This window comes from Aeromonas sp. R6-2 (assembly GCF_040908155.1).
In the GTDB taxonomy this organism is placed as follows: domain Bacteria; phylum Pseudomonadota; class Gammaproteobacteria; order Enterobacterales; family Aeromonadaceae; genus Aeromonas; species Aeromonas schubertii.
The window spans coordinates 14,726-36,420 of the sequence record NZ_JBFODE010000048.1 but is presented as its reverse complement, the minus strand read 5'-3'; the positions used below and the strand labels follow the sequence as shown (position 1 = coordinate 36,420).

Genomic DNA, 21,695 nt, shown 5'->3' with positions numbered 1-21,695 from the left:
TTTCATGTCTGACGAGAAACAGAGCAAGACCCGAACCAGCTTCTTTCGCCGCCTCTATGTGGCTCATCTGGTGGACAGTGGCGTCGCCACCGTTCCCGCCCTGATGGAGGCGACCGGCATGCCCAGACGCACGGCCCAGGATACCCTATCGGCCTTGGCCGAGCTCGAGGTGGTCTGTCACTTTCACCAGGAGCCGGGGGTGCGCAACAACCAGGGGCACTATGTGATTAAAGATTGGGGCCCCATCAACCCCGAGTGGGTGGCCCGAGAGGCGACGCGGATCGCCCGTGAGCTCGGCTACGTCTGAGCCAGGCACTCCCCGCTGCAGGCACAACGTGCCTGCTCGAGAGCCAGCATCAGTTTTTCTCGCGAGACCGGTTTGTGCAGCAGGCCACACATGCCTGCCTCGATACAGGTCTGCTCCAGCCCGGGCGTCATGTCGGCGGTCAGGGCCATGATGCAGCCCGGTGGCCGCTCCAGCTGGCTGAGTTGACGGCTGGTGGTAATGCCATCCATGCCGGACATGTGCAGATCCATCAACACCAGCGCGTAGTCATGCAGACGGCACGCCTCGATCGCCCCCTCCCCCGAGGCCACCTGATCGGCCTGCCACCCCAGCCGCTCCAACATCAGGGCCGCCACGGTCCGGTTGACACTGTTGTCATCCACCACCAGCACACGCCCGCTGCCACGCCAGTCGCTGGCCGCCACCACCCGGCTCACCTCGTCGAGCAGCTGGGCCCGCTCCACCGGCTTGGGCAGAAAGCCGTCCATGCCCGCCTCCTTGTAGCGTTGGCGCGCATCGTCCATGACATCGGCGGTCACGGCGATGATGGGCACCCCCGCCCAGGGGGTCGCCGCCGTGCGAATGGCCCGGGTCGCCGCCACCCCGTCCATCACCGGCATCTGCACATCCATCAACACCGCATCGACGGACTCACTGGCCAGCAGGGAGAGCGCCTCCTTGCCGTGGCTCGCCTCCTGCACCCGATGCCCGGCCCGGGCCAGCATGGTGGCCAACACCTCCCGGTTGGTGGGGTTGTCATCCACCAGCAGGATGCGCCGCCCCTCTCCCTCCTCCACCACGGGGACGGGATCGGGCAGCGGTGAGGCACAGGCCTCACAGCACCAGATGAGGGTGAAGCAGCTGCCCTTGCCCGGCTCGCTCTCTACCGTGATCTCCCCGCCCATCAGTTGGGCCAGGCTGCGAGAGATCTCAAGCCCCAGACCCGAGCCACCAAATTCCCGGGTGATGGAGATATCGGCCTGGCTGAAGCGCTGGAACAGCTGTGTCATCTGCTCAGGACCGATGCCAATCCCGGTGTCACGAATGGCGATAGCGATGTGATAGCGCCCCTCCCCGACGGGGGTCGCACCGACACTCAGGCTCACCTCCCCCTCGCGGGTAAACTTGATGGCGTTGGAGAGCAGGTTGAGCAGGATCTGACGCAGGCGCAGCCCATCGGCAAGCACCCAACGGGGCACCGTGGGCGAAACATTGCTGCCCAGTGTCAGCCGCTTTTTCTCCCCGCTCGGACGCAGCAAGTCGAAGAGATCCGAGAGCAGGGCGTGCAGCTCGACCGGCGCCAACTCCAGCCGGATCTTCCCCTCCTCCAGTTTTGATACATCCAGGATGTCGTTGAGCAGCTCGAGCAGGTGCTCGGCCGACTCGCGGACCGTGTTGAGATAGTCCCGCTGACGGCTCTGCAGGGGCTCGTCGGCCAGCAGGGAGAGCATGCCAATCACCCCGTTCATGGGGGTGCGGATCTCGTGGCTCATGTTGGCCAGGAAGCTGCTCTTGGCCCGGTTGCCCGCCTCGGCCGCGTGGTTGGCGGCAATCAGGCTCTCGTTGAGGCGCCGCATTGCCTCATGCTGTTCATCGGTACGCTTCTGCTGGCGCCAGGCGAGAATGGCGAAGAAGGAGACCAGGGTAAACTGCACGGCGGCGATCAGGGTCGTGATGATGATCTGGCGGCGCATCGCATCACGCCGCCCCATATCAAACTCGGTGACCTTCTGGTTCACCTCCAGCATCAGGGGTTGCAACCTCTCCAGTACGCTTGGCATCGCCTTGAGCATCGCCTCCACCGCCTGGCGATCGAGCCGGGCCTGGGGCTTGACCCCGAGCCACACATCCGCCATCGCCACATAGCCGCGCATCCCGTGCACCACCTCGTGAAACAGGGGGGAATTTCTGAGCAGCTGGCGGTCTCGCCCGGTGAAGGCGAGCTCGACCCGGCTGGCGAAGATGTCGTAGCGCAGCTGTAGCTGGCTCTCCTCCCCGGGGCGCCAGAGCAGCAGGGCATTTTGCAGGCGCAGGGACTCGCTGTAGAGCTGGGTGTAGTTCCACATCACGCTGTCGTTGCCCTGATTGGCATTGATGTTGAGATCCACAAACTGGCGATACTGCACCAGGCCGATCCCGCCCAGGGCGCCTGCCAACACCACCACTATGATGGCCAGGAAGCGGCGACTCGGGCTCAAGGTCCAGGAGAACATGGCTTACTCCACCCGGATCCGGTCAACCTGCCATACCGAGCGCGCATAGTAACGCTTGTTCCTGATATCGGGTTGCTGGTCGAAGGGATAGATGATGATGAAAGGGCCCCGCTCGCGCACCGACATGCGCTCACCATTGATGCTGTGGGCAAGGATGGGTGAATAGGCCAGCAGATCGCTCGTGGGGATCGGAGCCATATAGTCATTGAGGGCATGAACCCAGAGCATCTGCCCCTCCATGCCGGCCTGCTGCAACAGATCGGCCAGACGGGGACCACGAAAGGTGCGCAGCCCCGGATACCAGGGAGTCCGAGTGGTGATCTCGTGCTGGGGCAGGGCCATCACCATGGCCTCGTCGACAGGCTGCCGCACTCCCCCCCTCTCCAGGGTAAGCAGGGGCTCGCCCGCCAGGGCCTGACCGAGCCAGAGCACACACCATACCAGCACCCAACGCCACCACCCCATGCCTCTCTCCCACACCAGGAATCGTTCAGGGGCCACTTTGGCCCCCCTCTATCAGCGTATGCTATCTCCCCCCACTCTGCGGCTCCCCTGATGGGGATGGGTGGCCTCTTCGGTGGCCAGCGCCGCCTCCAACTGCCGGCGCTGTGACTCCGGTGACTGGGTATGACGGGCCAGCAGGCGATACATGGCCGGGATCAGCAGCAGTGTCAGCAGGGTTGCCAACAGTACACCAAAGAAGACCACTATCCCTACCGCCTGGCGACTCTCGGCGCCCGCCCCGCTGCCGACGAGCAGTGGAATCGCCCCGATCACTGTGGTGGCCGCCGTCATCAGGATGGGGCGAAGGCGTCGCACGGCACCGGCACAGATCGCCTCCTCGAAAGTATGCCCCCGGTCCCGCAGCTGGTTGGCAAATTCCACGATAAGGATACCGTTTTTGGTGACAAGGCCAATGAGCATGATCATCGCGATCTGGCTGTAGAGATTGATGCTCATCCCCCACCACCAGAGACCGATGAAGGCCCCCGCCAGCCCGAGGGGCACCGTCAGCAAGACGATGAAGGGGTGGACGAAGCTCTCGAACTGGGCCGCCAGAATGAGATAGACCACCAGCAGGGCCAGCACGAAGACGAAGGCGACGCTCCCCTGATTGCTGCGGTATTCGAGGGATTCCCCCTTGTAATCGACCACGGCATAGGGTGGCAATTCAGCGCGCACCGTCTGCTCGAGGAAACCGAGTGCCTCGCCCAGGCTGTAGTCCCCCACCAGGTTGGCACTCAGGGTGATCGCCTTCTTGCGGTTGTAGTGAGAGAGCTGACTGGCCGTTCCCTGCTCGGTGAAACTCACCAGATTATCGAGACTCACCAACCGCCCCTCGGTGGTGCGCACATAGATGGAGGCAAGATCCCCCTTGGCGTTAAAGCGATCGGCGAGCCCCCGCAGGTAGACGTCATACTCCTCACCGCGCTCCACGAAGGTGGTGGTGCGCCGCCCGCCGAGCAGGGTCTCCAGGGTCTGGGCGATGTCACGCACCGGAATGCCCAGACGCGCCGCCCGCTCCTGATCGATCTCCACCTCCAGCTCGGGCTTGGTCTCGTCGTAGTCGATGTCCACATCGCTCAGCCCGGGGTTAGCCTTGGCCTTCTCCACCAACAGCTCGGCCCACCCCTTGAGCTCCCCGTATTCGGCACCGCCTATCACGAACTGGACCGGTGCCCGGGTGCCACCGCGAATGCTGGAAGGGAGAATGGGAATGGTGATGACATCGGGCAGGTCCGCCAACTTGCCGCGTACCTCGGCGACGATGGCCTGCACCGGACGACGCCCCGTCTCCCACTTCTCCAGGTTGAAAACGACGATGCCCGAGTTGATACCGTCACCCCAGCCCGGGGTGCGGACCGTGATGTTGGCCACATCTCCCTTGCCCACCATGGGCAGGAGTCGCTGCTCGATGGCCAGCATCGACGACTTCATTCGCTCGTAACTGGCCCCGGGGGCCCCCTTGACCAGCAGGAAGATGGCACCGCGATCCTCAGGGGGCGTCAGACTCTGGGGCAGCTTCTGGTAGAGCCAGGCCGAGCCCCCAAGCAACAGCAGCAGCACCGGGGGCACCCAGCGTGAGCGAGCCAGCACCCGGCGCAGCCAGCGCTCGTAGCTCCGCTCCAGGGCGGCGAATTGGTCGTCGAGCCACTGGCTGAAACGGTTGGGATTGGCCTGGGGCTTGAGCAGCTTGGCCCCCATCACCGGCGAGAGGGTCAGGGCCACCAGGCTGGAGAAGGCGACAGCGGCCGCCAGCAGGACCGCAAACTCGGTAAAGATGCGCCCCAGAGTCCCCCCCATGAAGACGATGGGCAGAAACACCATCACCAGCACGGCGGTGGTGGCGATCACCGCAAAGCCCACCTCGCGGGTGCCGTGCCAGGCGGCCAACAGGGGCGAGCGTCCCCGCTCCAGATGGTGATGGATGTTCTCCAGCACGACGATGGCATCGTCCACCACCAGCCCGATGGCGAGGATGAGGGCCATCATGGTGATGAGGTTGACCGAGTAACCAAAGGCCATGGCCACCGTGAAGGCGGCGATGAGGGAGACCGGCACTGTGACGGCCGGGATCAGGGTCGCCCGCACCTGACCGAGGAAGATATAGATGATGAGCACCACCAGGGCCGCCGTGATGGCGAGCGTCTGGTAGACCTCGTCGATGGCGCTCTGGATAAAGACCGAACTGTCATAGGTGGGTACCAGGCGAGTGCCCTCCGGCAGGAAGGGGGTGACCTCGGCGATCTCCGCCTTGATGCCGGCGATCACATCCAGGGTATTGGCCTGGGATTGCTTGATGATTCCGAGCCCCACCACGTTGACCCCGCTCGCCTTGAACAGGCTATCTTCCTGTCTGGCGCCGGCCCATACCCTGGCGACCTCCTGCAGGCGCACCACGGCACCACTGGGTTCACGCTTGATCACCAGATAGCGAAAGTCCCGCTCCTGGCTGTAGCTGCGCCGGATCCGGGCGGTGAAGGTCTGCTGGCTGTTCTTGAGCTCTCCTGCGGGCAGCTCCACGTTTTCCCGCTCCAGGGCCGCGATGATGTCGCTCACCGTGATCCCCCGCGCCGCCATGGCGATGGGGTCGATGCGCACATTCATCACCCGCTCCTGACCGCCGCCGAGAAAGACCTGGCTCACCCCGTCCACCAGACTCAGGCGATCGATCAGGGTGCGCTTGGCGTAATCGTTGAGGGCCACGCTGTCCATGTGACTGGAGCGCAATGTGACCCAGAGGATCACCTCGTCATTGGCGTCAGCCTTGCTGACCACGGGGGTGTCAGCCTCCCGGGGCAGCACCCAGGCGGCCCGGGCCACGGCATCGCGCACGTCGCTGGCGGCCGCATCGAGATCCCGCTCGGGCACAAACTCGATGGTGACGCTGGAATAACCATCGACCGTGTCCGAGCTGATGGCCTTGATACCGGCGATGCCCGAGAGCTGGTCCTCGAGCGGCTTGGTGATGCGCGACTCGACCACGGAGGCCGAGGCCCCCTCGTACCCCGTCTCGACAGAGACCACAGGGGCGGCGGTATCGGGCATCTCCCGCAGGGGCAAGGCGCGAAAGGCAAGCACACCGAAGACGCAGAGCATCAGGCTGATGACGGTGGCGAGCACCGGGCGCTCGAGGGAGAGTTCAGAGAGCCTCATCAGCGCACCTCCACCCTGGCACCGTCATGGAGCTTGACCGTGCCCTTCTCCACCACCTTCTCGCCGGCCTTGAGGCCCGCCACCACGCTCACCTGCTCTCCCAGATTCTCCCCCACCTCGACGGCGCGTCGGCTTACCTTCTCACCGTCGTAGACATAGACGTAACGCTCGGCGCCGGAATAGAGCAGTGCCTGACTCGGAATGAGGGGATGGGTGCCCGCCGGCAGGGTCACCGCCAGCCTCATCAACATGCCGGGGCGCAGGCGATGATCGCCATTGGACAGGGTCAGACGCGCCGTGGCACTCAAGGTCTCGGGGTCGAGGCGGGTGTTGACCCCGGTGAGGGTGGCGGTAAAGCGCTCTCCCGGCCAGGCCTCGCTGGTCGCCTCGAAACGGCTACCGGGTTTGAGGCGGGCGTAATACTTCTCGGGCACCTGCAGATCGAGCTTCATGGTACCCAGATCATCGAGCGTGGTGAGTACGGTATCGGCCTGCACCAGGGCGCTGGCCTGATAGTCAGAGAAACCGACCACCCCGGCAAAGGGGGCCCGCAGGCTCAGGTAGTCGAGCTCGGCACGGGCGGCCTCCAGCTTGGCCTCGGCCTTGGCCACCTGGGCGCTGGCGGCATCGAGATCGGTGCGCGAGAGGGCCTTGCGCTCGAACAGGCGCTGGTTATTGGCAAGCTGGCGACGCTGATCGGCCAGCTCGGCCTCGGCCTCACGCACCCGGGCCCGCTCGACCCTGTCATCGAGCTGTACCAGCAAGGCGCCGGCGGCGACCCGCTCCCCCTCCCGAAATGCCATGCGCTCGATGCGGGCATTGACCCGGGAACCAATCTCCACGGATCGATTGGCCTTGAGCAGCCCCAGCAGCTCGATACGAGCACGGGTCTGGGCCTCTTTCACCTCCACCACGGAGACGAGGGGCAGAGGACGCCCGGTCGGGCTCCCCTCGGCGTGGACGACGGGACTCAGCAATGCACTCAGCATTGCCGCGATAATGCTTCCTTTCATTTTGTTTTTTCTCACCTTTCCTGGTCGCTGCACAGCATAACCCAGCTATTGCGCGATACCACAGAAATGTAACAGACCGGCCGGTCCCTCTATTTGCCGCAGGGCCCCTTTGCTGGCACACTCACACTATGTAACCCGGTAGCCATGCCCTATGTCGACACAGCCTCGCCCCGATCATGATCTGCACCTGCTGCTGGTAGATGAGCAGCGATCCTTCCATATCATGATGAAGGCGATGCTGCTCAATGCCGGTATCAGCCGTATCTCCTACGCCTACTCGGCGGAAGAGGCCCGCCGCCTCAGCAGCAAGCAGCCGTTTGATGTCTACCTCATCGACTACGACCTCGGTGCCGGCGAAAATGGCCGCCAGCTGCTCGAGAGCCTGCGTGAGAAACGCCTGGTCCCGCCCCGGTCCGTGGTCATCATGGTGAGCAGCGATGCCAGCCGGGCCATGGTACTGAGCGCCATCGAGTCCGAGCCCGACGAGTACCTGATGAAGCCCTTCTCTCAGGAGCAGTTTCGGATGCGCCTCAAGCGGGCCCTGGCCCGTCGCCGTGCCCTGGCCCCCCTCTACGAGGCTCTGGCCAGACAGGACGATCCGGCGCTCATCGCCGCCTGTGAACAAGGTGCCAAGGATCACCCCCGCTACAGCAACTTCTGTTGCTGCCTGCAGGCCGATGCCATGATGCGCCAGGGGCGCCATCAGGAGGCGCGCAGCCTGCTGCGCCAACAGCTGGCCGAGCAGGACAACAGCTGGCTGCGCCTCGGCCTTGGCAAGGCATGCCACCAGCTGGGGCTCAATGACGAGGCGAGCAGCCATCTGCAGGCCGGCCTCAAGATTACCCCCCTGATGGTGGAGGCCTACCACGCCCTGGCCGAGAGCTACCTGGCCCAGGGTCGGGGGGCCGAGGCGCTGCTGCAGCTCAAGCAGGCCGTCAGCCTCTCCCCCCAGTCGGTACACCTCTCCCGTCGTCTGGCGGAGATGAGCCTGCAGCAGGGAGACTATGCCACCGCCAAGGATGTGCTGTTTAACCTCATCGAGCTGACCCGCAACTCGATTCACCGCACCCCCCACTATCTCGGTGCCTATATCCAGACCCTCACCCTCTACGCCCTCAACAGCAACGACAGCTTTCACATCGCCAACTTGCAGAAACAGGTCAACAGCGCCCTGTCGCGTCTGCGTGATGTGCTCAGTGACGGGGAGTTCAACTATCCGGTCTTCGAGCAGCTCTGCCAGGCCCGGGTACAGATAGCCAGGGGGGAGCTGCTCAAGGGCAAGAAGATGCTCTATCGGGCCAACCAGAACTGGCTCGACAAGCCAGAGAGCATGCCCCCGGCCCTGCTCGGCGAGACCCTGCTCGGCCTCTACCAGCTCGGCGAATTCGAGTACGCCGAGACCCTGCAGGGACTGCTCTCGGAGGACGAGGACCAACTGCTCACCACCTGTATCAATGCCACCCGTGACGACAAGACGGTGCAGGAGCGACGGCTGCGCTACCAGCAGCTCAACGAGCTCGGCATCAAGGCCTATCAGGCGGGTGAGCTGGAGCAGGCCCTCGGCCACTTTCGCGAGGCGCTGCGCCGCACCCCGGCCAACACGGGGGCGGCGCTCAACAAGATCCAGGTGCTCTTGCAGCTCATCGCCAAGGATCGCAAGAACAGCGAATACGGGGACGAGTGTCGCAGCACCATGAGCATGCTCGAGGGGATCCCCCTCAATCCCGCCCAGCAGGAGCGTTTTCGCAAGCTGCGCCAGGAGTTCGGCCACGGCGGCTGATCTGCACCTATCCTCAAGAGGAGGATGGCCGCAGGGAGTTCGCCATGGCACGGTGCCACTATCTGGTCAGTGATGGCCGTTTCTGTCACGAAGAGGCCGGTGACGGGGGGCTGTGCCGCTGGCACGACCCCGACGGGGATCACCAGAGCGAGGGGACGACGAAGGCCCTCGAGGCCTTTGTCCGTGGTGGTGGTCTCTGCCATGGTCTGCAACTGGCCAAGGCCGACCTGGCAGGGCTCAATCTGGTTCATCCCGATCCGACTCAGGGCTTTGTGCTGGAGAAGTGCGACTTCTACCGGGCCAACCTGCACGGGGCCCACCTCTATCATCTGCAGATGAAGGGGGGCAGCCTGATGAAGGCCGATCTGACCGACGCCAACCTGCACTGCGCCCGGCTCGATGCGGTGAACCTGCTCGGGATCCGCTGGAAGGGGGCCCGCATCGATGGCCTCGACACGGGCGCCACCGTGCTGCAGGAGCAACGTGGCCGCAAGGAGCGTGACCCGGCCCTGGCGACCCTGCTCTTCAAGGAGGCGGAGGAGACCTACCGGGATCTGCGCAAGGCCTCCGAGTATCAGGGCATCTTCACCCTCTCCGGCCACTACATCAAAAAAGAGCTGACCATGCGCCGGCTGCAGATGCCACGCTGGTCACTGCGCCGCTTCTTCTCCTGGATGGTGGATCTCTTCTGCGGCTACGGGGAGGAGCCCCTGCGGGTGGTGATCTTCTCCCTCATCATGATCGCCTGCTGCGCCATCCTCTACTTCTTTTTCGGCCTGAACTTCGGCGGCGAGTCCCTGGTCTACCGCCCCGGGGCAAGCTGGCAGGAGAACGGCCTCTTCCTGCTCGAGTGCTTCTATTACAGCGTGGTGACCTTCACCACCCTGGGTTACGGGGACTTCACCCCCATCGGCCTGTCGCGCCTCTTCGCCGCCGTCGAGGCCTTCACCGGCAGCTTTACCCTGGCTCTGTTCGTGGTGGTGTTCGTCAAGAAGATGACCCGCTGACGCCTTGCATCCTGGCCGGATTCCGAGTCCAATACCGGCAAACCACGACATGAGCATACCAACAATGAAGATCGTCTCTTTCAATATCAACGGCCTGCGCGCCCGCCTTCATCAGTTGCAGGCCCTCATCGACAAACACCAGCCGGACGTCATCGGCCTGCAGGAGATCAAGGTCCACGACGAGGCCTTCCCGATCGCAGATGTGGAAGCCATGGGCTATCACGTCGAGTTTCACGGCCAGAAGGCCCACTACGGGGTGGCCATCATGAGCAAGCAAAAGCCCCTGACGGTGGAGAAGGGCTTCCCCGGCGACGAGGAAGAGGCCCAGCGCCGCATGATCATGGCCACCTTCGAGCGCGAGGGTGGCGGCGTCATCAAGGTGATGAACGGTTACTTCCCGCAGGGGGAGAGCCAGGATCACGAGACCAAGTTCCCGGCCAAGCAGAAGTTCTATGAAGACTTGCAGCACTACCTCGAGACCCACCACAGTCCGAGCGATCAGCTGGTGCTGATCGGGGATATGAATATCTCCCCCACCGATCGCGACATCGGTATCGGCGAGGCCAATCGCAAGCGCTGGCTGCGGGACGGCAAGTGCTCCTTCCTGCCCATCGAGCGCGAGTGGATGGAGCGGCTCAAGGGGTTCGGCCTCACCGACACCTTCCGCGCCGCCCACCCCGACGAGTGCGAACGCTTCTCCTGGTTTGACTACCGCTCCAGGGGGTTTGACGAGAACCGGGGTCTGCGTATCGACCTCATCATGGCCTCCGACGCCCTCAAGGATTCGGTCACCGAGGTGGGGATCGACTACGAGCTGCGCGGCATCGAGAAGCCCTCGGACCACGCCCCGATCTGGGCCTGCTTCGCCTGATCCTGTCCATGAAAGAGGGGGAGCCATCGGCTCCCCCTCTCGTTACACCTCTTCTTAAGGGGCCTCCCCCACCCAGACCGAGACGGCGCCCGGCTTGGTCTTGAACTCGGCCCAGCCGTCGCCGTTGGCACAGACCCTGTCACCATAGTGACCGGTGACATCCTGGAAGCAGCGGTTGCGATGAGTGGGCCCCATCTCCATCCACTTGCGCCCCTCATAGCCGTTGTCGGTCATTAGCACGGCCACCCCCCTCGGGTGGGCACTGTCCCCCTCACGGGTCCAGCCGATCACATCCCGATCGTTGAGATAGCTGCGCTGGGTGCCATAGGCGTGGTCGCGGCGCACCTGCAAGAGGGTGTCGATCACCCCCTGCTGGGAGGCGATGCGGATGTCGTGCTCCTGACCGTCCCGCCCCTTGTCCCGGTAGCTGGCACCGTAGTAGTCGGCGTAGAAGAGGTTGGGATACCCCTCCTGGCGCAGCAGGATGAAGGAGTAGGCCAGCGGCTTGAACCAGTCCAGCACCGGCGACTCGAGCATCTGCAGCGGCTGGGTGTCGTGGTTCTCCACCAGGGTCACCGCATGGGCCGGGTTGGACTGCATCAGGGTGCCATTGAGCAGGCTGCCCATGTCGAAGTCGCCGTTGCCCCGGGAGGCGTTGTGGAAGTTCAGGTGCAAGGGGGCATCGAACAGGGCCATGCGATAGCCGGTGGCCTTGAGATACCCCTGCAGCCTGGCCCTGTCGTAGTCCCAATACTCGCCGACCGTGAAGAGCCCCTTGCCGGTGCTGCCGCGCACCCCGTCGAGCCACTCCTTGAAGAAGCTCGCCTTGATGTGCTTGACCGCATCGAGCCGGAATCCATCGAGGGAGGCGGCATTGACATACCAGCGGCCCCAGCGCTTGAGCTCCTCGACCACTTCGGGGTGATCCATGTCGAGATCGGCCCCCATCAGGTAGTCGTAGTTGCCAAACTCGCCGCTCACCTCCCCATCCCACCCCTTGCCGAGGCCGCGGAACTTGAAGATGGCCTTCTCCTGCTTGCCGGCATCCCAGTCCACCCCGTCGAAGTGGTACCAGCGCCACTTGAAGTCGGAATAGGTGTCGCCACGGCCCGGGAAGTCGAAACGGGTCCAGGCGCTGATCTCGCCGTCGCCGCCGTACTCCTGGTTGCGATTGCTCCCCTCCACCCGCACGGCGGTGACGGTCTCGGTCTGATCGGCGCCGAACTTGTGGTTGAGCACCACGTCCCCATAGACCTGGATCCCGGCCCGGTGCGCGCGCTCGATGGCGGCGAGATACTGCTCCTTGTCCCCGTAGCGGGTACGCACCGACCCTTGCTGGTTGAACTCCCCCAGATCGTAGAGATCGTAGGTAGCGTAGCCCACATCCAGTGAGCCGTCGGGGCGGATCATCGCCTTGCTTGCCGGCGGCAGCCAGAGCGCGGTGACGCCCTTGGCGGCCAGGGTCGACGCCTCATCCGCCACCTTGAGCCAGAGGTTATCCTCCTGGGTGTTGTACCAGTGGAAGTACTGCATCATGACCCCGTTGGCCGGCGTCGGCGACGCGTCCGTGGTCACCGACAGCGTCTTGCTCTGCAGATCGCTGGCATCGAGCACGAAGCGGTAGAGGCCGGCGCCGGTCACCCGGATCAGGATCTGGCCATCGTTGCCAGCGTCCAGCAGGGTCAGCCCCCCCTCGGGTGCACTCAGATCCCCGAACTGGAGGCGGACCCGGGTCCAGTCTTCGGAGGCGATCTTGAAGCGATACTCCCCCGGCTGCAGGTAGACGCTGGCGCCGTATTTACCGTTGCCCACATAGGTGAGTGCGGCGCCCGACTGCCAGTCGGTGAGGGTACCGCGCAGGTAGAGGGCCTCGTCCCCGTAGGGGGGCGGCACCAGAGGCGGCGCATCGGGGGCTGTGATGGTGAGCCTGGGTTGGGCCGGGTTGGCAAGACTCAGCGTGAAGCGGTAGGTACCGCTCGCCAGCGCCTCGATCTGCACATTGCCGCTCACGTTGCGCCACGGCAAAGACCCGAAACCGGCGCTCAGGTTGCCGGCACCGAACTGGGGATCCCAGTCGCCGCTGGCCACCTTGAGCTGGTGGGAACCCGCCGCCAGCGTGAGGCTGGTCTCATAGACGCCCGCCCCCTTGTAGATCATGGGGGTCGAGGCATCCCAGGGGGTCTTGCTAAAGGAGCCACGCAGGAAGAGGGGCTCGCCGCCCACATCCATGCCGGCCCCCTGCTCACCCTGCTGGGGCTTGGCAAAGACCACGACGCTCAGCCCCGGGATCACCAGCTCTCCCTTCTCGACCCGGGCGGCGTGCAGCCGCTCGTCGCCCCCGGCCGACAGCACAGGGTGCAGGACGAACCCATCGGCACCGGGAATGGGGACCCGCTGCTCCCAGATGCTGCCGTTGATGGCGACCGCCAGCGCCTGCCAGGCGGGGTCGAGATCCGCACCGGCCGCCACCCCGTCATCCAGCGTCATGACGATGGTGCCGGGGCGGGCCTGGCTGCCGAGGGCGTGGAAGCGCACCCGCTTGAGGATCTGATCCGTCTCCCCGAGGCGCAGCAGCTCGCTGCCGGCGCGGATAGCGAGCAGCTCACGGAAACGGGCGTCGCTCCAGGCGATCTCGGCCGGACCGACCCGGGTGTTGGGGTTGGCGATGATCCGGCCAATCCACTCCCAGTTGCTGCCGTCCTTGTCCTGACGGGGCAGGCCGACGTTCCAGTTGTTGCCCTGCTTGCTGAAGTCGACCCGGTTAAACCAGTCGCCCGAGTCGTAGCTGTCGCGCTCCATGGATTTGGAGCGCAGCAGCTCGGAGCCCATGTGCAGGAAGGGCACTCCCTGGCCCAGCAACACGGGGGCGAGCCCCACTATCTGCATGCGGGCCCGGTCCTGGGGTGATACCTCCTCCTTGGCCTTGTACTGGTTGATGTCCCACAGGGTCTGGTTGTCGTGTTTGGAGACATAGTTGACCGTCTCCTGGGGATCGGCCGCATAACCGGCCCCGTGGCCACCAAACTGGTAGTCACGGCCCAGTACTGTGCCGCCATCGGTGGGCAGGGGATAGGTCTGCAGGTTGGCCGCCATGCCGAGGCGGATGAGATCCATCTTGTTGCCCATGTTGTCGAAGCGATCACCGGCGTTGGCGAGGCCCGGCGTGCCGTTCATGGGATCGGAGTGATCCCCGCGCACCGCATCGCGCAGCCGGTCGTTATAGGTGCCGATGCCGGTGCCGGCCATGTTCCACTGGCTCGAGTTGACGCCGCGGGCATTGTTTTGCACCTCGCCAAAGTCCCACCCCTCCCCGTAGAACCAGGTGTCGCCGTCGACCCGTTTCACCGCATCGAACGCCTTGACCACGCTCGACTTCATCAGGTGGCCCATGAGATCGAAACGAAAGCCGTCGATCTTGTACTCAGTTGCCCAGGAGACCAGGCTGTCGGCCACCAGCTTCTCGAACATGCGATGCTCGGAGGCGGTGTTGTCGCAGCAGGTGGAGCTCTCCACCAGGCCGTTGTCCGGGTTACGCCTGTGGTAGTAACCGGGTACCACCTTGTCGAGCACTGAGGTGTTATAGAGGCTCGAGGAGCTGGTGTGGTTGAAGACCACATCCTGCACCACCCTAAAGCCCATCCGGTGCAGGGCCTGTACCATGGTGCGGTACTCGCGGATCCGGGGCAGGCCGTCGCTCTCGACCGCATAGCTCCCCTCGGGGGCGTTGTAGTGGTAGGGATCGTATCCCCAGTTGAAGCCATCTCTCGGGCGGATCTCCGCAAGCAGTGCCTGGACATCGCCGCTGGCGGGATCGAGCCCCTCCAGCAGGCTGCGCAGGGTACCGCTACCGGCCCTGGCGCAGAGGGCTGCCTTGGGATTAAGTCCCTTGGCCGGGTCGCAGAGCTTGCTCACATCGTCGTCGAGATCCATGCGCCGGGCGGCCTCCTCCTCCACCGAGGAGAGATCGAAGCTCGGCAGCAGGTGGATGGTGTTGAGCCCGGCCTCCCGCAGCAGCTTGAGGTGCTGCACGCTGGCGCGCGCCCCTTCCGTGAAGGCAAGGTACTTGCCGTTATAGGCCGGCGTCCCCCCCTTGTCGGAATTGCTGAAGTCGCGGATATGCAGCTCGTAGATGATGCTGTCTTCGGGCTTGGCCAGGGGGGGCACGCTCTGGGCATCCCAACCGACCGGCTTGGCCAGCCCTCCTTCCAGATCCACCAACTGCGAGAAACGGCTGGCGGTACTCAGGGAGACCGAGTAGGGATCCGTGGTGGTCATCCGCTCCAGTTTGCCGCTCTTGTAGTGGTACGCCTCTATCTCATAGCGATAGAAGCTCCCCTCCAGGCTGGCGGCGCCATCGAACGCCCAGATGCCACTGCCGGCGTCCTCGGTCATGGCGACCGGGGATTGGGGCAAGGGGCGTTTTTGCGCGTCGTAGAGATAGAGCGCCACCTTGCGGGCGGTGGGGGCCCAGAGGCGGAAGTGGGATGCCCCCCCTTCCATCCAGGCCCCCAGCCGGGCCTCATCGGCATCGTTATCGCCCCGGGTGTAGAGGGCATCGATGACGAAGGGGGTCTGCACCTGGGTCGCCGCCACGGCCTTGCCCTCGGCATCGACCGCCACCGCCAGCAGGGGCTGCTTGAGCATGGCCCTGGCCTGCTCCGCCGTCGTACTCAGGGTAAAGCGCGAGCGCCCCTTGAGGTGGGGGAAGCGCTCATCGGTGAGTTGTCCGCCGGCGCCGAGCACAAGGCGCTGGAAGCGCTCGGGCTGAGCCAGCTCCCCCTCTCCGGCCCAAAGCTCGTAATGGTCGGCGCCAGGGGGGGCGCTCCAGGCCACGGTATCGAGAGCGAGCCAGTGGGCAGCGGCCCCCGTCACGGCCACAGGGGTCTCACGCTGGGGCTGATAGTAGAGACTCGGATTGCCATCGAAGGTGTAGGCGACGTTGCCCCGACTCAGATCCAGGTTGCCGTCGCCGCCCCAGGCCCGAACCTCCCCCTTGTGGATGAGGAAGTTCACGCAGGCGCCGTGCCCGGGCTTGAGGGGAACCCGAAACGCGATGCCATCGGGCCCGGCACCGCCGACGGGCGCCTGGGGCTGGGCCCAGCCGGTGCTGGTCACCACACTGTCACAGCGAGGATCGTTCCACAGATGGATGCCCCAGCCGTCGTAGTTGCCATCGGCCCGGCGATAGTGGATCACCGCCTCGTCGTAGCGCGGGACCGGTATCGCACTGCCGGTCGGGGTCGGATCCAGGCTGTCGGGGATGCCGTCCCCGTCATCGTCGCTGGAGGCCCTGTCTCCCCAACCATCCCCATTGCTGTCGCGGGTCTCGAAGCGATCCTGCGGGAAGGCGTCCTGTTCATCGGGGACGCCGTCGCCATCCTGATCCGGCCGCTGGCTCAGGCGAGGATCGTCCGGGAAGGCGTCGGCCTCGTTGTTGACTCCGTCGCCGTCGCGATCGGGGTCTTCGGCGTCGGCAATCTTGTCCCCGTCCAGATCGGCGGGGTGACTGGCGGCGCTCAAGGGGTTGCTACCCAGACGCAGCTCGTCGGCGTCCGGCCAGCCGTCGTTGTCATCGTCCGGGTCGGCGTTGTTGCCGATGCCATCCTGGTCGCTGTCCTGGGACTCGGACTTGTCGTTCGGGAAGGCGTCGGCCTCGTTGTTGACCCCGTCGCCGTCGCGATCGGGGTCTTCGGCGTCGGCTATCTTGTCTCCGTCCAGATCGGCGGGGTGGCTGGCGGCGCTCAAGGGATCGCTACCCAGCCGCAGCTCGTCGGCATCCGGCCAGCCGTCGTTGTCATCGTCCGGGTCGGCGTTGTTGCCGATGCCATCCCGGTCGCTGTCTTGGGACTCGGACTTGTCATCCGGGAAGGCGTCATCGCTATCCTTGATGCCATCGCCATCCCTGTCCTTCGCCGCCAGCACCACGCCCCCCTGCTGCAGGGAGAGGAGCCAGTGTCCGGTCACCACGGGCTGGCCGCTCTGCTGCTGATTGCGCAGATCCTCGCCAATCACCATGGCCCCCTGGCTCAGGAGGGCGCCCCCCTGCTCGGCCATCTGCTGCGCACTCTGTGGCAGCAACCGGGCCAGGGCACGCGCCGAGGCAGCCGTCAGAGGTTCGGGCCTGGCCACGTAATCTTGCGCCGGATCGAGCTCGGGTTGAGCCAGCTCGTGGCGCAGCCTGGCGAGGGCCTCCTCCGAAGAGCGCCCCTCCCGCTGCTGCAAGGCCAGATAGGTGGTCAAGGGGGTCACCAGGCGGGAGTCCGCCGGCGCCATCATCAGAAAATCCCGTGCGACGGCGCGATCCGGTTCGTCGAGATCCCGGGTCTGGCCGGCGATGGCCCGTGCCATCACCATGCCCACTGCCTGGGCCGGCATGGTGAGCCGGGCACGTCCCTGCTCATCACTCCGGGTTTGGGGTTCTCCCGGGTCAATCTCGCCGTTGCCGTTGCTATCGAGCCAGACGCTGGCCCGATGCAGGTAGCCGTCAATGATCCGAAGCTCGACCTCCCTGGTCTGCGGCTGGGGAGCCTGATCCCCCTCGCCGCCGCAAGAGACGAGCACCCCGACAAGCGGCATGGCCAGCCATGTCGCCCGGTGCTTGATAAATGTCATCGTTATTATTCCCGCTGTAGGTATCTGTGTAGGACAAGCCCGCCGCCATCTTATCCAGGGGGGCGGCGGTAAGCCGTGATCCTTGGCGGCTTTCCACTCTTAACCAGTCGATTAATAATCAGGCATGACTTGCCGACATTGAACGTCCAGGCTCAAAATAACGAGTCAAGCAGCCACTTTGAGCCTTAAGGTGCAGATGGTGCACCATGGGTCTCCCTACAATGGGCGCAGGATCCCACACAGGAGAGATGATGATGAAATCAGCCCTTATGGCACTCGGCCTGCTGGCCACCCTGCCGGCCTCGGCCCTCGAGCTCACCAGCCCCGATATCCGGGAGGGGAGCCCCATCGCCAGCACCTTCGTTTACAACGGCTTCGGCTGCAGCGGGGAGAACCTCTCCCCCGCCCTGACCTGGCGCGATCTTCCTGCCGCCACCCGGGCCCTGGCCATCACGGTACATGATCCCGATGCCCCTACCGGCAGTGGCTGGTGGCACTGGATCGCGGTCAACCTGCCGGCAGATGTGCAAGGCCTGCCCCGCGGCGCCTCGGGCAAGCTCAAGCAGGGGCTCGAGACGCGCACCGACTTCGGCGCTCCCGGTTACGGTGGCCCCTGCCCTCCCCAGGGGGATGGCATGCATCGCTATCGCTACACCCTCTGGGCCCTGCCGGCGCCCCTCGAGGTGAAGGGGGACACACCGCCCGCCATGATAGGCTTCCTGCTCAATCAGCAGGCCCTGGCCAGGGCGACCCTGACCGCCACCTACAACCGTCCCTGATATGAGCCGAGGCGCCGCGCTCACCCACTACCGTGCCAGGGCCCCTCAGGGCCTGCGCAACGTCTTTATGCCGTCGGCCACCCTGATCCGCGTCGATCAGGGGGAGAAGGCGCTGTGGTGGCAAGAGCGTACCTACCGTGTCGACCGCAGCCACTGGCTGGCGGTACCGGCCGGGAGTCACCTCACCTTTACCAACCAACCGGGAGGCGCACTGTTTTCCTCCCGGGCCCTCTCTCTGTTTCAGCCTCCCCCGGCCCGGTGGCTGGGGGAGCCGGCGTCGCGCCGTCCCCCCCTGCTTCCCGTCACGCCCTCCCTGGCCTGGTGTTTCGAGCGGGTGGCCGAGTCGACTCAACTCTCTCTCAGCGCCGACGCCAGTCACGCCATCATTGAGGCCCTCTATGGAGAGCTTCACGCCGCCGGAGCGCTCACGCTCCTGTTTCCGGCCACCACCCGCCCCCTGAGCCAGCGCCTGATGGATCTGCTGATCGACGAGCCGGGAGCCGAGCACACCCTCGCCAGCCTGGCCCCACGCCTGGCCATGAGCCGGGCCACCCTGACCCGCCACCTGGCTGCCGAGGCGGTCAGCTTCGGCGAGTTGCTCACCCGGGTACGCATGACCCACGCCCTCACCCTGCTGCAGCAAGCCACCCCGCTACCCGAGGTTGCCCTCGCCTGCGGCTATCAGTCGGTACGCCGCTTTACCGCCCGCTTCCGGACACACTTCGGTCTCTCCCCCGGCGATTATCGACAGACCTGCGAGTAAAAATTCACTAAATTTCACAAGGTAACACCGTGTAACCAGGGGAGGTCGATCACGTTATCCTCTCTGTGCACCGTGACGCTCCGCACATAAAACCAAATAACAGATCAATAAGATGCTCACCCGAAGACTTTTAGTAAAACAAAGCAAGAAAGAACTAAAACCAACCCTCGGAGTAGCACCATGTTTAGGAAAACGCTCTTGGCCACTACGGTGGCGATATCCCTCTTTGGCCTGATCGCCTGCAACAGCGAGAACGACTCCCAGGCTCCGGAGGTCGCCACCCCAACCCAGGCCCTGCAGTACAAGAACGTCATCGACCGCCTGGGCACCCCCGCCTCTTTCCGAGACTTCGACAGCTACTCCAACCTCAAGTACAACCCCATGCTCGACTTGGGTGCCTGGCACGGCTTCCTGTTACCCGGCAGCCCGCAAGAGTGGGGCGGCTTCACCGGCCCCATGGTGATCAGCGAGGAGTACAGCCTCTTCTTCGCCAGCGCCCTCGAGCGCCTGCAACTGCGTGATGGCCAAGGGAGAGCGCTGCCGCTGGAGAGCGCGGCAACGCACGAGATCTACGCCCTCCCCGGCGCCCTGGTGCAACGCTTCGAGTTCGACACCCTGACCCTGGAGCTGACCCTGCGCTACGCCGGGGAGCGGACCGCACTGGTGCGCACCCGTCTCATCAACAAGCTCGGCAGCGATCAACCCCTCACCCTCGCCTGGCAAGGGGAGCTGCTCAACCAGTGGGATGCGAAAGAGACGGTGGCCAGCAAATATCCCAACTGGACCCGCTCCGTCACCCAGGGCCCACAAGGGGAGATCGCCTTCCATTTTGGCAAGCTGCGCAGCACCTGGAACATCATGCAAAGCGGTTCGGCCCTCTATCGCATCGATCGCTCCATCGCCACCCAGGGCACCCTCGATGAGACCCATCTTGGCTACCAAAGCGAGGCCCCCCTCACCCTGGCCGCCGGCGCGACCCGGGATATCTTCACCCTGCAGAGCTATTTCCACAGCGCCGACGATGAGCAGCGCCACCAAGCCGAGCGTCAGGCCATCCTGGCCAATCCCGGGCACTACTTCGACGCGAGCATCCGTCGCTGGGAGGATTACCTCGAGCGCGGTCTGAGCAACCCGGGCATTTCAGAGCGAGAGCGCCGCATCGCGGTCAAGGCGATAGAGACCCTCAACGGTAACTGGCGCTCACCGGCCGGGGCCCTGCGCCACGACGGGGTGACCCCCTCCAACACGGCCCGCTGGTTCGATGGGGTCTGGGCCTGGGACAGCTGGAAACACGCCTACGCCATGGCCCACTTCAACCCGGCGGTGGCCAAGGAGAACGTGCGCGCCATGTACGACTACCAGGTACAGGCCGACGACCCGGTTCGCCCCCAGGATGCCGGCATGGTGATCGACGCCGTCTTCTTCAACAAGCAGGCGGATCGGGGCGGCGACGGCGGCAACTGGAACGAGCGGGATACCAAGCCCCCCCTCTCCGCCTGGGCCATCTGGGAGATCTACAGCGCGACCAAGGATCGCGCCTTCATCGCCGAGATGTATCCAAAGATCCAGGCCTATCACGACTGGTGGTACCGGGCCCGGGACAACAACCGCAACGGCATCATAGAGTACGGCGCCACCCGCCATGTGGAGCACAACGACGAGCAGGGCAATATCACCTTCAAGGTGCAGTACAACGCCGGTGTGCCGGCCGGGCTGGATCTCTCGAGCTGCCGCGCCGAGGAAGAGAACTGGTATGCCTGTGCCGGCATGGGGCTCTACCAGCAGGTGCTGGCCAAGGGGGGATATGACGACATGGATATCGGTGCCCAGCACGGGGCCGGCTGGGAGTCGGGGATGGATAACGCCGCCCGCTTCGGCTTTATCAACCCCGATCAGTTGCAGCGCTACGCCGACGCCACTTATGGGGGCGATCTCAACAAGGCGCGCCAGGACTGGAACGTCTTCTTCTTCGAAAACCACGACGAGGGGAACGGGGAGCTGGTCGGCTTCTCCATCGATCAGGAGTCGGTCGAGCTCAACGCCTACCTCGCCAAGGAGAAACGCATCCTCGCCGACATGGCCGACCTGCTGGGCAAACCGGAGGAGGCGAGCCGCTACCGCGACGGCGCCACCAAGCTGGCCGGCTATATCAACCAGTGCCTGTTCGATGAGCACAGTGGCTTCTACTACGATCGCCAGATCAAGCGCGGCGACACCCCGGATGCCAACGGCTGCTACGGCAAGCTACTCACCGCCCGCGGTCGCGGTCCCGAGGGATGGAGCCCCCTGTGGGCCGAGGTGGCCGACAAGGAGAAGGCGGCCCGGGTGCGCGAGGTGATGCTCAATCCCGCCGAGTTCAACACCAGGGTCCCCCTGGGTACCGCAGCCCTCACCAACCCGGCCTATGATCCGGACATCTACTGGCGCGGCCGGGTCTGGCTGGATCAGCTCTACTTCGGGGTCAAGGGGCTGGAGAACTACGGCTATCGCAGCGATGCCCAGGCCATGGTGGAGAAGCTCTTTGCCAACGCCGACGGTCTCTCGGGCAGTGGCCCCATCCGGGAGAACTACAACCCGGTGAGCGGTGCCATGCAGGGGGCGACCAACTTCGGCTGGAGCTCGGCCCACCTCTATATGCTCTATCGCAACTTCCTCAAGGCCCAGTGATGCAAAGAGGGGAGCAAGGCTCCCCTCTCTTGTCTGGCACAGGGCTC

Annotated in this window: 12 protein-coding genes; 7 read left to right on the top strand and 5 right to left on the bottom strand. The window is 64.8% G+C overall.

Going from position 1 to position 21,695, the window contains the following annotated elements; translation table 11 throughout:
* The first annotated feature begins 4 nt into the window (after positions 1-4).
* Positions 5-307, top strand: a complete 303-nt coding sequence (locus AB5Y48_RS13050; protein ID WP_136613873.1) for a helix-turn-helix domain-containing protein — start codon at positions 5-7, stop codon at positions 305-307.
* Here AB5Y48_RS13050 and AB5Y48_RS13045 read toward each other — a convergent pair.
* The 4 genes from AB5Y48_RS13045 to AB5Y48_RS13030 are packed head-to-tail and all read right to left on the bottom strand — an operon-like array spanning position 298 to position 7,169.
* Complete coding sequence (locus AB5Y48_RS13045; RefSeq protein ID WP_368164734.1) at positions 298-2,499, bottom strand: response regulator; 2,202 nt, start codon at positions 2,497-2,499, stop codon at positions 298-300. The genes AB5Y48_RS13050 and AB5Y48_RS13045 overlap by 10 nt on opposite strands.
* Positions 2,500-2,502: 3 nt before the next feature.
* Positions 2,503-2,964: a molybdopterin-dependent oxidoreductase gene (locus AB5Y48_RS13040; protein ID WP_136613874.1), complete on the bottom strand. Its 462-nt coding sequence runs from the start codon at positions 2,962-2,964 to the stop codon at positions 2,503-2,505.
* Between the two features lie 51 nt (positions 2,965-3,015).
* Positions 3,016-6,156 (bottom strand): efflux RND transporter permease subunit, encoded by a 3,141-nt coding sequence (locus tag AB5Y48_RS13035; protein ID WP_368164732.1) that lies wholly within the window; start codon positions 6,154-6,156, stop codon positions 3,016-3,018.
* Complete coding sequence (locus AB5Y48_RS13030) at positions 6,156-7,169, bottom strand: efflux RND transporter periplasmic adaptor subunit (RefSeq protein WP_368164731.1); 1,014 nt, start codon at positions 7,167-7,169, stop codon at positions 6,156-6,158. Before AB5Y48_RS13030 ends, AB5Y48_RS13035 begins: the two co-directional genes overlap by 1 nt.
* Before the next feature lie 151 nt (positions 7,170-7,320).
* Between AB5Y48_RS13030 and AB5Y48_RS13025 the strand changes: the two genes are divergently transcribed.
* The 3 genes from AB5Y48_RS13025 (at position 7,321) to xthA (ending at position 10,827) form a co-directional block, all read left to right on the top strand.
* Entirely contained in the window at positions 7,321-8,949 is a 1,629-nt protein-coding gene (locus AB5Y48_RS13025) for a tetratricopeptide repeat protein (protein WP_368164730.1), read from the top strand.
* A gap of 44 nt (positions 8,950-8,993) precedes the next feature.
* Positions 8,994-9,956 carry an ion channel gene (locus AB5Y48_RS13020; protein ID WP_050664621.1) on the top strand — a complete coding sequence of 321 codons (963 nt, stop codon included), beginning with the start codon at positions 8,994-8,996 and terminating at the stop codon, positions 9,954-9,956.
* Between the two features lie 64 nt (positions 9,957-10,020).
* The gene (xthA, locus tag AB5Y48_RS13015) at positions 10,021-10,827 is read left to right on the top strand and encodes an exodeoxyribonuclease III (RefSeq protein ID WP_050664620.1); all 807 of its coding nucleotides are present in this window, start codon (positions 10,021-10,023) and stop codon (positions 10,825-10,827) included.
* A gap of 54 nt (positions 10,828-10,881) precedes the next feature.
* Here the strand turns inward: xthA and AB5Y48_RS13010 are convergent, their stop codons facing one another.
* The gene (locus AB5Y48_RS13010) at positions 10,882-17,439 is read right to left on the bottom strand and encodes an alpha-amylase (protein WP_050664619.1); all 6,558 of its coding nucleotides are present in this window, start codon (positions 17,437-17,439) and stop codon (positions 10,882-10,884) included.
* Between the two features lie 254 nt (positions 17,440-17,693).
* On the opposite strand from AB5Y48_RS13010, the gene AB5Y48_RS13005 reads away from it, so the two are divergent.
* From AB5Y48_RS13005 to ygjK, 3 genes are all read left to right on the top strand, one after another.
* The gene (locus AB5Y48_RS13005) at positions 17,694-18,218 is read left to right on the top strand and encodes a YbhB/YbcL family Raf kinase inhibitor-like protein (RefSeq protein WP_082177849.1); all 525 of its coding nucleotides are present in this window, start codon (positions 17,694-17,696) and stop codon (positions 18,216-18,218) included.
* 1 nt (position 18,219) lies between these two features.
* Positions 18,220-18,981, top strand: coding sequence for a helix-turn-helix transcriptional regulator (locus AB5Y48_RS13000; RefSeq protein ID WP_368164728.1), 762 nt, complete (start codon positions 18,220-18,222; stop codon positions 18,979-18,981).
* Positions 18,982-19,161: 180 nt separating this feature from the next.
* Entirely contained in the window at positions 19,162-21,648 is a 2,487-nt protein-coding gene (gene ygjK / locus AB5Y48_RS12995) for an alpha-glucosidase (protein ID WP_368164726.1), read from the top strand.
* The last annotated feature ends 47 nt before the right edge of the window (positions 21,649-21,695 follow it).

Bases quoted from the DNA above. Each gene is read 5' to 3' on its own strand.
- AB5Y48_RS13050 (WP_136613873.1), top strand. From the start codon at position 5: ATGTCTGACGAGAAACAGAGCAAGACCCGAACCAGCTTCTTTCGCCGC.
- AB5Y48_RS13045 (WP_368164734.1), bottom strand. From the start codon at position 2,499: ATGTTCTCCTGGACCTTGAGCCCGAGTCGCCGCTTCCTGGCCATCATA.
- AB5Y48_RS13040 (WP_136613874.1), bottom strand. From the start codon at position 2,964: ATGGGGTGGTGGCGTTGGGTGCTGGTATGGTGTGTGCTCTGGCTCGGT.
- AB5Y48_RS13035 (WP_368164732.1), bottom strand. From the start codon at position 6,156: ATGAGGCTCTCTGAACTCTCCCTCGAGCGCCCGGTGCTCGCCACCGTC.
- AB5Y48_RS13030 (WP_368164731.1), bottom strand. From the start codon at position 7,169: ATGAAAGGAAGCATTATCGCGGCAATGCTGAGTGCATTGCTGAGTCCC.
- AB5Y48_RS13025 (WP_368164730.1), top strand. From the start codon at position 7,321: ATGTCGACACAGCCTCGCCCCGATCATGATCTGCACCTGCTGCTGGTA.
- AB5Y48_RS13020 (WP_050664621.1), top strand. From the start codon at position 8,994: ATGGCACGGTGCCACTATCTGGTCAGTGATGGCCGTTTCTGTCACGAA.
- xthA (WP_050664620.1), top strand. From the start codon at position 10,021: ATGAAGATCGTCTCTTTCAATATCAACGGCCTGCGCGCCCGCCTTCAT.
- AB5Y48_RS13010 (WP_050664619.1), bottom strand. From the start codon at position 17,439: ATGACATTTATCAAGCACCGGGCGACATGGCTGGCCATGCCGCTTGTC.
- AB5Y48_RS13005 (WP_082177849.1), top strand. From the start codon at position 17,694: ATGAAATCAGCCCTTATGGCACTCGGCCTGCTGGCCACCCTGCCGGCC.
- AB5Y48_RS13000 (WP_368164728.1), top strand. From the start codon at position 18,220: ATGAGCCGAGGCGCCGCGCTCACCCACTACCGTGCCAGGGCCCCTCAG.
- ygjK (WP_368164726.1), top strand. From the start codon at position 19,162: ATGTTTAGGAAAACGCTCTTGGCCACTACGGTGGCGATATCCCTCTTT.